8 protein-coding genes and 2 pseudogenes are annotated in these 13406 nt (G+C 64.7%); 2 read left to right on the plus strand and 8 right to left on the minus strand.

The features are described from left to right. The first annotated feature begins 178 nt into the window (after nt 1-178). Nucleotides 179-946: pseudogene (locus X727_RS01000000164920) on the plus strand (SDR family oxidoreductase). Between the two features lie 210 nt (nt 947-1156). On the opposite strand, the gene X727_RS144890 reads toward X727_RS01000000164920, so the two are convergent. The 8 genes from X727_RS144890 to X727_RS144855 all read right to left on the minus strand — a co-directional run bounded on the left by X727_RS144890 (nt 1157) and on the right by X727_RS144855 (nt 10764). Then, complete coding sequence (locus tag X727_RS144890; RefSeq protein ID WP_023834665.1) at nt 1157-2101, minus strand: ABC transporter permease; 945 nt, start codon at nt 2099-2101, stop codon at nt 1157-1159. Beyond that, nucleotides 2098-3150 (minus strand): ABC transporter permease, encoded by a 1053-nt coding sequence (locus tag X727_RS144885; RefSeq protein WP_023806411.1) that lies wholly within the window; start codon nt 3148-3150, stop codon nt 2098-2100. Before X727_RS144885 ends, X727_RS144890 begins: the two co-directional genes overlap by 4 nt. 272 nt (nt 3151-3422) lie before the next feature. Next, nucleotides 3423-4934, minus strand: a complete 1512-nt coding sequence (locus X727_RS144880) for an ABC transporter ATP-binding protein (RefSeq protein WP_023807701.1) — start codon at nt 4932-4934, stop codon at nt 3423-3425. Between the two features lie 173 nt (nt 4935-5107). Then, nucleotides 5108-6133 (minus strand): BMP family protein, encoded by a 1026-nt coding sequence (locus tag X727_RS144875; RefSeq protein WP_023834666.1) that lies wholly within the window; start codon nt 6131-6133, stop codon nt 5108-5110. A gap of 128 nt (nt 6134-6261) precedes the next feature. Further along, nucleotides 6262-7209, minus strand: coding sequence for an ABC transporter permease (locus tag X727_RS144870; RefSeq protein WP_023834667.1), 948 nt, complete (start codon nt 7207-7209; stop codon nt 6262-6264). 2 nt (nt 7210-7211) lie between these two features. After that, entirely contained in the window at nt 7212-8183 is a 972-nt protein-coding gene (locus X727_RS144865; RefSeq protein WP_023694460.1) for an ABC transporter permease, read from the minus strand. 1 nt (nt 8184) lies between these two features. Then, nucleotides 8185-9702, minus strand: coding sequence for a sugar ABC transporter ATP-binding protein (locus X727_RS144860; protein WP_023732918.1), 1518 nt, complete (start codon nt 9700-9702; stop codon nt 8185-8187). A 48-nt stretch (nt 9703-9750) separates the two neighbouring features. Continuing rightward, on the minus strand, nt 9751-10764 hold the full coding sequence (locus X727_RS144855; RefSeq protein WP_023670464.1) for an ABC transporter substrate-binding protein: 1014 nt from the start codon (nt 10762-10764) through the stop codon (nt 9751-9753). Nucleotides 10765-11013: 249 nt separating this feature from the next. Between X727_RS144855 and X727_RS01000000164925 the strand changes: the two are divergent. Further along, nucleotides 11014-13393: pseudogene (locus X727_RS01000000164925) on the plus strand (glucan 1,4-alpha-glucosidase). Nucleotides 13394-13406: the final 13 nt, after the last annotated feature.

Genomic DNA, 13406 nt, shown 5'->3' on the forward strand with positions numbered 1-13406 from the left:
TATTTTTTGGCGATATGTAGAACGATTTTCTCAGTATGCCTTATTATTTGGTTTTGGATTGCTGGGGGACCCCTGCTGGCGACAAGCGAGCGACAAGCTTGGCCGACGTCTGCATAGGCGATAGCATCGCCATTCCGGCACAAATGCGGATCATTTCGATCGGGAACGGGAACAGAACATGGGTACAAGACTAGCCGGCAAGATTGCAATCATCTCGGGCGGCGCGACCGGAATGGGCGGAGCGGCCTCGGAATTGTTCGCCGCCGAAGGCGCCAAGGTGCCGATCATCGACCGCAATGGCGAGGCGGCGGCAGCCACTGCGGCGGCGATACGCGCGCGGGGACATATCGCCGAACACTGAGTGGCCGACGTCTCGGACGAGGCGCAGGTCGAGGCCGCAGTGAAGGCGGCGACTGCCAGGCTCGGCCCGGCCACGGTGTTGTTCAACCATGCCGGCACCATCGTGATAAAGCCGTTCCTGGAGACGACAGTGCAGGAATGGGACTGGCTGCATGCGGTCAATGTCCGCTCGATGTTCCTGATGACGCGCGCCGTGTTGCCGGGCATGATCGCTGCCGGTGGCGGTTCGATCGTCTGCACCTCGTCGATCTCGGCTGTGGCGGCCACACCCATGGAGGTGCTCTACGACACCACCAAGGGCGCCTGCCACATGTTCGCGCGCGCCATCGCAGTCGAATTCCGCGACCGCAACATACGCTGCAACGCCGTCTGTCCCGGCTTCATCCGCACGCCGCACGGCCTGCGCGAGGTCGCCGATCTCGGCAAGCTCGGCGTCGACGTGTCGGACGCCGCATTGGCCGCACAGCAGGGCCGCATCGGTGAGCCGGAGGAAGTGGCCAAGGCAGCGCTGTACCTCGCCAGCGATGAGTCCAGCTTCGTCAATGGCACGCATCTGTTTGTCGATAATGGTTTTACGGCGATGTGAGTATCCCAGGCTTGGCGCCCTTCCTCTCCCCCGTCGATCGGGGGAGAGGTGTCGAGCGCAACTCGACGGAGTGGGGGTCGACCCTTGGCGCAAGGAAGATTCATGCGCACCCGTTGGCAACAGTGGCGAGGTGGTTCCCCGCTCCGTCGCTGCTTCGCAGCGCCACCTCTTCCCCCGGAGGGAGAGGAAGGGCGCCAAGTCCTACTCGCCTTACCGCTCTTCTCGTCGAAACGGCTTCAGCAGCGCCGACGGCGCAACCGCGTTGCGTGACATCACGGCCATCGCGACGATGGTGAAAATGAAGGGCAGCATCAAGAACGCCTCATAGGGAATATGCCCGAGGCCGCTCGCCTGCATGCGCAATTGTAGCGCATCGACGAAGGCGAACAGCAGCGCCGCGCCCGCAGAGCGCCACGGGTCCCAGCGGCTGAACACGACCAGCGCGATCGCCACCCAGCCACGGCCCGACACCACACCAAAGGTGAAGGCGTTGAACTGTGCCATGGTGAGGAAGGCGCCCGCAAGCCCCATCAGCGCACCGCCGAGGATGACCGCCTGGAAGCGCGTGGCGATGATGCTGACCCCAGCGGAATCAGCGGCGCGCGGGTTCTCGCCGACCATCCGCACCGACAGCCCCCAAGGCGTGCGGTAGAGCACGAAAGCAGCGAGCGGGATGGCAATGATTGCCAAGTAGACCAGCGCAAACTGGTTGAAAACCGCTGACCCCAGAACCGGAATATCCGACAGCAGCGGGATCGGCACCGTCTGAAAACCCTTGATGCTGGGCGGCACCGATTGCTGGCCGAAGGTCAGACGGTAGAGGAAATAGGCAAGGCCGGACGAGAACAAAGTAACGCCGATGCCGCAGACATGCTGGCTGAGGCCGAGCGCCACCGTGAACAGCGCATGCAGCGCGCTCATCGCCATGCCGGTCAACACCGCGGCCAGCACGCCGAGCCACAGGCTGCCGCTGAGGCTGGCGGCGGTGAAGCCGGTCATCGCGCAGAGCAGCATGATGCCTTCGATACCGAGATTGAGCACGCCGGCCCGCTCGGAGAACATCTCGCCCAGCGTGGCAAATGCCAGCGGCGTGGCGATGCGGATAATGGCGGCGAGGAAGCCGACCTGAAAGATCTGTTCGAACACCGCGCTCATAAGGCGCCGACGCGGCGGATGCGATAGGCCGTGAACAGCAGCGCCACCAGCATGGCGAGCAGCGCCGTGCCCTGGATGACATCGCTGAGGAACGCCGGCACGCCGGTGGCGCGCGACATCGCTTCGGCGCCGGTCATCACGGCGGCCAGGAAGATCGCCGCCGGTACGACGCCGAGCGGATTGAGCCTGGCCAGCATGGCAACGACGATGCCGGAATAGCCATAGCCCGGCGAAATGTCGCTCATCACCTGGAAATGCACGCCGCCGACCTCGCCGACGCCGGCAAGCCCGGCCAGCGCGCCCGACAGCAGCGCCGTCGAGATCAGCACCCGCTCGACGTGGATGCCGCCATAGCGGGCGGCTTCCGGGCTTTCGCCGGTGACCCTGATCCGGAAGCCGAGCGTGGTCCGCACGATCAGGAACCAGATCAACGGTGCTGCGATCAACGCGGCGATGACACCCAGATGCAGCCTTGTGCCTTCGAGCAGCACCGGGAAATTCGCCGAATCCTCGATCGGCGGCGAGATCGGATAGCCGCTGAACGAGTCCTTCCACGGCCCCTCGATCAGCGCCATCAGCGCATAGTAGATGACCGAGTTGAGCAGCAGCGAGCTGACGACGTCATCCACCTTGAATTTGACCCTGAGCGTCGCGGGCACCAGCGCTACCGCGGCACCGGCAGCAGCGCCCGCCAGCGCCATCGACAGGATCGCCAGCGCGCCCGGCATCGGGATGGCGCCGACGAAGCAGCTGGCCACGGCGCCGGCCAGCAATTGGCCCTCGGCGCCGATGTTCCAGAATTTGGCCCGGAAGGCGACGGCCACAGCCAGCCCGGTGAAGATCATCGGGGCGGCGCGAACCAGCGTTTCGGTGATGGCATAGCTGTCGCCGAACGAGGCCGACAGCATCACGCCATAGGCCTCAAGCACGCCGGCGCCGGCCAGCGCGATGAGGCCGCTGCACAGGACCAGCGCTGCGCCGATGGCCAGCAGCGGCAAAGCGAGATTGAACCAGGCGGGGGTGGAACTGCGGGCTTCGAGGCGGAACATCAGCTATGCCCCTCCGCCGCCCAGACGGTCGCGCCGCCCCTCATCCGCCTGCCGGCACCTTCTCCCCGTATAGACACGGATCTGGGCCCTATGGCAGCTCCCCTTTGCAGCTGTGGCGATTGGCGAAACCATGGGTGAGAGCCCCTCTCCCCGTCTCTATGCGGGGAGAGGATGCCGGCAGGCAGGTGAGGGGCAGCGCTGACGCTTAAAGTCAGCCAAAAGCGGGCAGTATTATTTGAGGTTTCTGCGAGGAACCGAGTGAGAAAGTCCATCTAGGCTCGGCCCTCCGCCCCGGTCATCAGCAGCCCAAGCCGCGCGATGGTCGCATCGGCGCTGTCCAGCGTGCCGGCGATGCGGCCCTCATACATCACCGCGATGCGGTCGCAGAGCACCAGCAGCTCTTCGAGATCCTCGCCGATGACGATGATCCCGCAGCCCTTGGCACGCATGTCGAGGAATTTTTCGTGGATGAAGCGGGCGGCACCGATGTCGAGGCCGCGCGTCGGCTGCGAGACGATCAGCACCTTCGGGTCGAAAGCCAGTTCGCGCGCCAACAGCGCCTTCTGCAGATTGCCGCCCGACAGCGCGCCGGCGCGGGTCATCGGCCCGGGGCACCTGATGTCATAGGCCTTGATCTGTTCTTCGGCGAAGGCGCGGATCGCATCTGGCTTGAGCAGGCCCCGGCTGCTGAAAGCCGCAGTACCAATGCGCGGCAACACCATGGAATCGGCGAGCGGCAGATTGGTGACCAGCCCGGTCGTCATACGGTCTTCCGGGATGCGGCCAAGGCCGAGCGCCTGCACCTCGCGCGGGGAGAACCGCGTCACAGGTTTGCCGGCTATCGTCATCGCGCCGGCGTCGGGCGCGCGCGTGCCGGAAATCACCTCGGCCAGTGCCCGCTGGCCATTGCCGGAGACCCCGGCAATGCCGAGGATTTCGCCCGCGCGAACGGCAAGCGATACATCGCGCAGCGGCGTCCCCGAATGCCGTGAGGTGGAAATACCGTCGAGCGTCAGCACCGCCGCGCCTGGGGTCGAAGGTCCTCTTGCCGGCGGCACGATCTCATGGCCGCACATCAGCTGCGCCATTTCTGCCGATGTCGTGTTCGCCGGATCGTCGACACGGCCGGCGACGCGGCCGTGCCGCAACACGGTGCAGCGATGGGTGAGCGCCCGCACCTCGTTCAATTTATGCGAGATGAAGATGATGCCGAGCCCCTGCGCCGCCATCGAGCGCAGCGCCGAAAACAGCCCGTCGACCTCGCTCGGCGCCAACACCGCCGTCGGCTCGTCGAGGATCAACAGCCTGGCGCCGCGAAACAGCGCCTTGACGATTTCGAGCCGCTGCTGCTCGCCGACCGACAGCGCGGAGACAGGCAGGTTGGGGTCCAGCGTCAGCCCATACTGACGGCTGATGTCGGACAACCGGGCAAGTCCGCCGGCGCGGTCGATGCGGCCGGATTTGCCGGGAATGCCAATCAGAAGGTTTTCCAGGACCGTCAGCCTTGGCGCCAAATGAAAATGCTGGTGCACCATGCCGATGCCGGCGGCCAGCGCATCGGCCGAACTGGTGATCCGCACGGTCTTGCCCTGGATAAGAATTTCGCCGGCATCGGGCGCATAGGCGCCGAACAGCACATTCATCAGCGTCGTCTTGCCGGCGCCGTTTTCGCCCAGCAGGCCGAGGATCTCACCTGGGGCGACGCTTAGATCGACAGCCTCATTCGCCTTGACGGCGCCGAAGCTCTTGGTGATGCCGCGCATTTCGATGAGAGGGGCGGACAAGGATGCTCCTGCGGAGATACCCCTCCCCCTCGAGGGGAGGGTGCCGAGCGAAGCGAGGCGGGTGGGGTCACCTCAACTGCCTCAACCCATGACTTAGCAGAATGGAGCACTTCGCGGAGGACCCCACCCGGCCCTGCGGGCCACCCTCCCCTCAAGGGGGAGGGTACGCCGAGCTAATCCGAAACCGGCGTGTTCTCATCCACATCCACCCGGAAATTGCCTTCCAGGATCTCGGCCTTCTTCTTCTCGACCAGATCCTTCACATCCGCCGGCAGCGTCTTGTCGAATTTATGGTAGGGCGCCAGGAACGACCCGCCCTTGGCCATGCGCGAGAAATCGCCATAATCCTGCGCGGTGAAGACACCGGCCTTGACCAGCTTGATCGCCTGCTCGACCGTCGGGTACATGTCCCAGACCGGCCCGGTTATGACCGTGTCGGGGCCGAGGCTCGACTGGTCGGACATGTTGGAGATGGCGAGGATCTTCTTGTCCACCGCCGCCTCGATGACGCCGAAGCGCTCGGCATAGATGACATCGACGCCGGCATCGATCTGGGCGACCGCCGCTTCCTTGGCCTTGGGCGGATCGAAGAACGAGCCAATGAAGGCGACCTTCTTCTTGATGTTGGGATTGACCTCCTTGGCGCCGGCAAAGAAGGCGTTGACCAGCCGGTTCACTTCCGGAATGCCCATGGCCGCCACCGCGCCGATCGTGCCCGACTTCGACATCTTGCCGGCGATCATGCCGGACAGATAGGCCGGCTCGTGGATCCAGTTGTCGAAGACGCCGAAATTGGGCTCGGCCGGGCCGGCGCCCGAGCCGAACAGCCATGCCGTCTTCGGGAACTGCTTTGCCGTGCGGCGCGATTCACGCTCGGCGGCGAAGGCGTCGCCCAGCACCAGCTGGTACCCGCCTTGCGCATATTCGCGCATGACGCGGCTGAAATCGGCGGTCTGCACCTTTTCCGACCATTTGTATTCGATGCCGAGTTCCTTCTCGGCCTTCTGCAGGGCGACGTGGATCTGGTTGTCCCACGGCTCCTCGATCGGCGTGGCGAAGATCGCCGCCACCTTCAGCTTCTTGTCCTTGGCGAGGGCTGCACCCGGCAGCATGGCTGCGGCCAGGCCAAGTGCGCCGAGTTCCAGCACGTCGCGCCGCGACAGGCCGGTCAATTGCGATTTGTTTTTCCGGTTTTCCATCTAGTGCCCCTCTGTTTGACAGCCGTGTCGAGCCGACTGTTCCGAAATCAGACGCGGAACTATGGAACGGGTGCGGACTTTTGTCCACATGGTCAAATTTGGCGGGACTGCTGCCGGGCTCACGCCTTTTAGCGCAGCGCTTTCTCGCCGCCGGCTACGGTGATGACGCCGACGATGATCAGCCCGGTCAGCAACAGCCGAACGCCGGCGCTGACGCCGAACGTGTTGAGCATGGTCAGAAGCAGCACCAGGAACAGCGCCGCGCCCCAGACACCGGGAACATTGGCCTTGCCACCGGCGACCGAGGTGCCGCCGATGACGACGACGGCGATCGAGGCCAGCAGGTACTCGTTGCCGATATCGACATTGGCGCCGCGGAAATAGCCGGCGAGCAGCGCCCCGTCCATGCCGCCGAGCGCGCCCGACAGCGTGTAAGTCAGGAAGCGGGTGCGGCCGACATTGACGCCGGCAAGCCACGCGGCGCGGATGTTCTGGCCGATCGCCAGCACCGAGCGGCCATAGATCATGCGCTGCAAGGCGATGGCCGCACCGATGCTGAACAATACGGTAAGGATCGCCAGCACTGGAATGCCCAGGATTTGCCAGTTCGCAAAATCGGCAAAGCCGGGCGGCGGCTTGATCTGCAGGCCACGCCCATAGCTGATGTCGATCGACTGGATGATGAAGCTGGCCGACAGAGTGGCGATGATCGGCGGGATCCTCAGCGCCCAGATCAGGAGATAGTTGACGGCACCGATGGCGGCGCCGCAGGCGAGCGCGGCGAGCAGCCCGACCACGATCATGGAATCGCTGCCGCCCATGACCTTCATGGCGACGGCACTGGCGAGCCCGATATTGGCCGGCAGCGACAGGTCGACATTGCCTGGCCCGAGCGTGATGACGAACATTTGGCCGACTCCGACGATGACGGTGAACACCGCCAGCGACAGTGCCGCCGTGACCATGCCACCGCCGCCATAGCCGCCGGTGAAAGCGATGGTCGCCAGCCAGACGAACATCGCGCCGATGAACGCCCATATCCAGGGTTTGGCGGCCAGCGATTTAACCAGCGTCATCGCTACCTCTCCCTGCGGCTGATCAGGACGCGGGCTGCCAGCACGATGATCAGGATGGCGCCGTTGGCGGCGACCTGCCAATCCGGCGGAATGTGCATGAAGGTGAGCAGAGGCGATGCCGCCAGCGCCAGTGTCAGCGCGCCGAGCACGGCGCCAATCGGCGATACCCGGCCGCCGACGAACTCGCCACCGCCGAGGATGACGCCGGCGATCGCCAGCAGCGTGTAGCCATTGCCGATATTAGCGTCGGCCGAGGTGGTGATGCCGATCAGCGCCATGCCGGACAGAACGCCGAATAGGCCGGTCAGCGCAAACAGCACGATCTTGGTTCGAAGCAGCGACCAGCCAGCGCGCCTGAGCGCCGCCGGATTGCCGCCGGATCCCCGCAGGATGACGCCATAGGAGGTGCGCATCAGCCCAAAATGCACCACCGCTGCGATCGCCAGCGCGGCGATGATAGGGAACGGAATGAAGGGCGGCTTGAAGGCCATCAGCGACAAGAGCCAGTCCGGCGCCTTGCCACCGGGCTTGGGCAGCACCAGAATGGCAAGCCCCTGCCAGACGAAGCTCATGCCCAGCGTCACCACGATCGACGGCAGATTGCGCAGATGGATCAGTGCGCCGAGCAGCGCATAAACGCCTATGGAGCCGAGCAGGATGATCACGCCGAGCAGCGGCGCGTCCTTCAGCCAGGTCGCGGTGACGCAGCCGACAAAGCCGACAAAGGTGCCGATCGACAGATCGAGCTCATTGCCGGCGATGACGAACATCTGGGCGATCGTCGCCAGCGCGATCGGGATAGCGAGGTTCAACATCAGGCTGAAGCCGAAATAGCTGATGGCGCGTGGGTTGAGCCAGGCGATGGCGATAACCACCAGCGCCAGCGACAGCGCCGGCAACAGGCTGCGCAGCAGGCGCGCGCGGGCCGCGCTGCTGCGCGGCGAGGACGTAGGGCCGGGAGCGACTGCCGTCATCTCAGGCCGCGTCGCCGAATGAGGACTGGATGATCTTTTCCTCGGTCAGCTCGTCGCGCGTGAGATTGGCGACGATGCGGCCGTTCTTGAAGACATGGATGTGGTCGCAATTGTCGAGCTCTTCGGTCTCGGTGGTGTACCAGAGGAAGGTCCGGCCCTTGGCCGCCTCCTCGCGCACGAGATCGTAGACCTCGAGCTTGGTGCCGATGTCCACGCCGCGCATCGGATCGTCCATCAGCACGATCTGCGCATCGGAACCCAGTGCGCGGGCAAACAGCGCCTTCTGCTGGTTGCCGCCGGACAGCGAGAAGATGTTGTTGGTCATGTCAGGCGTGCGGATGCCGATCTTCTGCTTCCAGAACTCGGCAAGCTCGGCCTCGCGCTGCGGCGAGATCAGCAGCCCTTTGCGCAGCCGCGCCAGCGAGCGGATGCCGATGTTTTCGGCAATAGACCATTGCGGGAAAATGCCGTCCGATTGGCGGTCTCCGGCCACCAGCGCCACCGGGGCGGTCACCTCGATATCAAGCCTTCTACGCGTCGCGGCGGCAAAGATCGCCAGCAACAGGTCGGTCTGGCCATGGCCGGCAAGCCCGGCAAGCCCGATGATCTCGCCGGCGCGGGCGACAAGCTCCTTGCCGTCCTGCTGCCGCTCGGGCCGCGCCCGCACCCTGAGCGGGCCCGCCGCCGGCCTGGCGGCGATCTCCGCCGCGATCTTCTCGCGCGCTTCCGCGCCGCCCATGGTGGCCACCAGCCGGTCGCGGTCGAACGCTTTTGCAACGTCCGTGGCGACCACCTTGCCGTCGCGCATGACCACGATGCGGTCGGCATTCTGCAGCACCTCGCCCAGCACATGCGAGATCAGGATGCAGCTGCCCCCGGTGGCTACGAAACGGCGCACGAAGGCAAGCAGCTGGCCCGCAGTATGCGCGTCCAGCGAAGAGGTCGGCTCGTCGAGAATGACCAAGTCGAGCGGATCGCGCGTCACCGTGAAGGCGCGCGCCACCTCGACCATCTGCCGCCGGCCGATGGAGAGATCGCCGGCAATGTCGTCTGCCGAGATGCCGTGATCCGGAAAGATTTCGTCCAGCTTGGCGGCAATGAGAGCAGCCGCCTTGCGTCGCCAGCCGAAGCCGGTGAGCGCCGGATGGTTGATGCGCGTATTCTCCGCGATACTGAGGTTAGGGCAGAGCGACAGTTCCTGGAACACGCAGCGTATGCCGAGTTTCAGCGCGCGCGCCACCGAGTAGTCGGTTTCGGCATTGCCACGCACCGCGATCTCACCGCCATCGGGCTGCAGCGTACCGGCCACCATATGCATCAGCGTCGATTTGCCGGCTCCGTTGTGGCCGACCAGCCCGACGCATTCGCCTGATACAACATGGAAGTCGACGCCGTTAAGCGCCCGAACGGCGCCGAAATGTTTTTCGGCGCCGTTCAGCCTGATGATGTCCAAATGGGCGGCGCCGAAATGTTTTTCGGCGCCGCCCAGTCTGATGATGTCCGTATTGGCCTCAGGCATGCTCAACGATATCCGGTCGGTCATGCCGCTGGCAATGAATGCAATGCATCACTTGATATTGGCTTTGATCGCCGCGATTGCGTCTTCCTGGCTGTATTCGTGGGTGGCGACGCCGCCCTCCTTGATTTTCGGCAGCTCGGTCTCGAAATTGTCCTGGGTAAAGGCGAGATACGGCACCAAAAGGTCATGCGGAATGTCGGTGCGGCCGTCGAGCACCTGCTGCGCCACCCAGAAGGCCAGCGACGACACGCCGGGCGCGATCGAGGCCGACCAGGTCTGGTAGCCATCCTTGTCCTTCTGCTCCTTCCACCATTTCAGCTCGTCCTGGCGGTTGCCCATGATGATGGTCGGACGCGGCTTGCCTGCGGCGGCAAAGGCTTGTGCCGCGCCATAACCGTCACCGCCCTGGTCGACGATGCCGACGATGTCGGGCAACGAAGGCAGGATCGTCGCGACCGCCTTCTGCGCCGTCGTCTGGTCCCAGTCGCCGGTCACCGAACCGACGATCTTGAACTCGGGATGGGCGGCGACGCCTTCCAAGATACCGGCATGGATGGCATCGTCGATCGAGGTGCCGGCAAGGCCGCGGATTTCCAGCAAATTGCCGCCCTTGGGCTGGAACTTGGCCATCTGCTCGACTTCCTGCTTGCCCATGTCCTTGAAGTCGACGACGACGCGGTAGGCGCAAGGTTCGGTGACGGTCCCGTCGAAGGAGACGACGACGATGCCGGCATCGCAGGCCTGCTTGATGGCGCCGTTCAGCGCATCCGGCGATGCGGCATTGATGACGATGGCGTCATAACCCTGCAGGATCAGGTTCTGCACCTGGGCAGCCTGGGTCGGCACTTCCTTGTCGGCGGTGGTGAAGATGTCGGCGGCGCCGACGATCTTATCCTCCACCGCCTTCTTGGTGACGATGCCGTAGCTGTCGAGCATCGCCTGGCGCCACGAATTGCCGGCGTAATTGTTGGAGAAGGCGATCTTCTTGCCGCTGGTGTCGGCAAGCGCCGTGCCCGAGGCGAGCATCGCCGCCAGAGCGCTCAGGACGAGCAGTGTCTTCATGTCATAATCCTCCCATAGATTGTCGGCCCCGCCGACTGTTGCAGATGGTTTTGGCGTTGTCTGCCTGTTTTTTATCTATTGTCAGACAAATTCAGATACGCCCGCTTGTCAACTGCGATCGATCACGCTTGGACGATCAACTTCAGGTGCGGCGGTTGAAAAGCCTTCGCGTGCTGGTCTAGGGAAGGGTCCAGGAGACCATGCATGGCAGCGATGCCGCCGACCCTTCCCCCCAGTGCACCCAAAAGAATGGGCGCCCCCGGAATTCCGGCGCGCTGGACGTCAAGCGCCAAGAGCGGCGTAGGTGCCGCGCTTTCGCCGGCGAGCCGCGTCTGGTTCACGCTCAGCCATGGCATCGTCAACGAGGTCTATTATCCCGGCCTCGACAGCGCCTGCACGCGCGACATGGGACTGCTGGTCACCGGTCCCGGCGGCTGGTTCTCCGAGGAGAAGCGTGACGCCACGCATGCCATCGAGCCGTTCGAGGACGGCGTGCCCGCCTACCGGCTGATCAACGCGACGGCGCGTTACCAGATCGAAAAGCGCATCCTGGCGGATCCGGCGCGCCCGGCCTTGCTGCAGGAAACCAGCTTCACGGCACTCGAGGGCGTGGCCACGGACTACCGCGTCTACGCCCTGCTGGCGCCGCATCTGGTCAGTGCCGGCATGGGCAACACCGCCTGGACCGACGAGCACAAGGGGAGGCCGATGCTGTTCGCGTCCGGGCGCGGCACCTGCCTGGCGCTTGCATCCTCGCTGCCCTGGGGTGATTGCTCGGCCGGCTATGCAGGCTTTTCCGACGGCTGGCAGCAACTCAGCCGCGCCGGCCGGCTCGATCCGGCCTGCCAAAGGGCGGAGGACGGCAATGTCGCGCTGACCGGCGAGATCGGCTTTTCCTTACGCAACAGCAAAGCCTTGCTTGCGCTTGGGTTTGGGGCAACGCCGGATGAAGCGGCCGAAAACGCCGCCGCCAGCCTGAAACGCGGTTTTGAGCCGGCGGCAAAGGCCTATGTCGCGAAATGGCGGAAATGGCAGGCAGGCCTGACGGCGCTCGACCACCATGATGCATCCGGCCTCAACACCTACCGCGTCAGCACAGCGGTGCTGGCGACACACCTGTCGCTGGGGGGCGAGGCCCGGTGCGGCCGTCGCCAGCCTGTCGATCCCCTGGGGGTTCAGCAAGGGCGACGACGACCTTGGCGGCTATCATCTGGTCTGGCCGCGCGACCTTGTGGAAACCGCGGGCGGCTTCCTCGCCGCCGGCGATCCGGCGCAGGCGCTTGAGATCCTCGCCTATCTCTGTTCCATCCAGCAGCCGGACGGCCACTGGCCACAAAATGTGTGGCTCGACGGCTCGCTCTATTGGCCGGGCATCCAGATGGACGAATGCGCCTTCCCGCTGCTGCTTGCCGATGCGCTGCACCGCGCCGGCCACCTGCCGCGCGCCAAGCTCGCCGCCTTCATGCCGATGATCGAGAAGGCCGCGTCCTATGTCGTGCGCAATGGTCCCGTCACCGGGCAGGACCGCTGGGAAGAGGATGCCGGCTACAGCCCATTCACGCTCGCCGTCGAAATATCGGCACTGCTTGGCGCCGCCGATCTGTTCGACGTTGACGGCAAACCGGAACCGGCTAACTATTTGCGCGAGGTCGCGGATTGCTGGAACGACCAGATCGAGCGCTGGACCTATGTCAACGGCACACCGCAGTGCCACGAGGCTGGCGTCGACGGCTACTACATCCGCATCGCGCCGGCCGACGGTTCAGGCGCCGCATCGCCGAAGGACGGCTTCGTACCGATCAAGAACCGTCCGCCGGGCGATACCGACAAGCCGGCCGAAGCGATTGTCAGCCCGGACGCGCTGGCGCTGGTCCGCTTCGGCCTCAGGGCCGCGGACGATCCGCGCATCGTCGGCACGGTCAAGATCATAGACGCGCAACTGCGCTGCGACCTGCCGCAAGGGCCTCTCTGGTATCGCTACACCAGCGACGGTTATGGCGAACACGCCGACGGCGCGCCCTTCGACGGCAACGGCCAGGGCCGGCCCTGGCCGTTGCTGGCCGGCGAACGCGCCCACTACGAGCTGGCCGCCGGTAACAAGGACAAGGCGGCAAGCCTGCTCAGGACATTCGAGGCTTCGGCTGGCGTGGGCGGTCTGCTGCCGGAACAGGTCTGGGACCGCGCCGACATACCGGAGCGCGAATTGTGGCTGGGCAGGCCGTCGGGCAGCGCCATGCCGCTGGTCTGGGCGCATTCGGAACACATCAAGCTGTTGCGCTCGCTCCGCGACGGCGCCGTCTTCGACATGCCGCCGCAAGGCGTCAAGCGCTATGTCAGGGACAAGACCGGCTCGCCGCTGAGGATATGGCGCTTCAACAACAGGCTGCGCACCATGGAAGCCGGCAAGACGCTGCGGGTTGAACTGCTGCAGCCGGCACTGATCCGCTGGAGCGGCGACCAGTGGCAGACCAGCCAAGAAATCAACACGTCCGTGAATGTCTTTGGCGTCCATCTGGCGGATCTGCCGGTGGCCGATATTCCGCGAGGTAATACGATCGTCTTCACTTTTTTCTGGCCCGACGGCGACCGTTGGGAGAATGTCGACTTCACCGTCGGCATTGAGAACTAACTCGCCAGCAATT

Source organism: Mesorhizobium sp. L103C105A0 (assembly GCF_000502215.1).
Classification (GTDB): Bacteria; Pseudomonadota; Alphaproteobacteria; order Rhizobiales; family Rhizobiaceae; genus Mesorhizobium.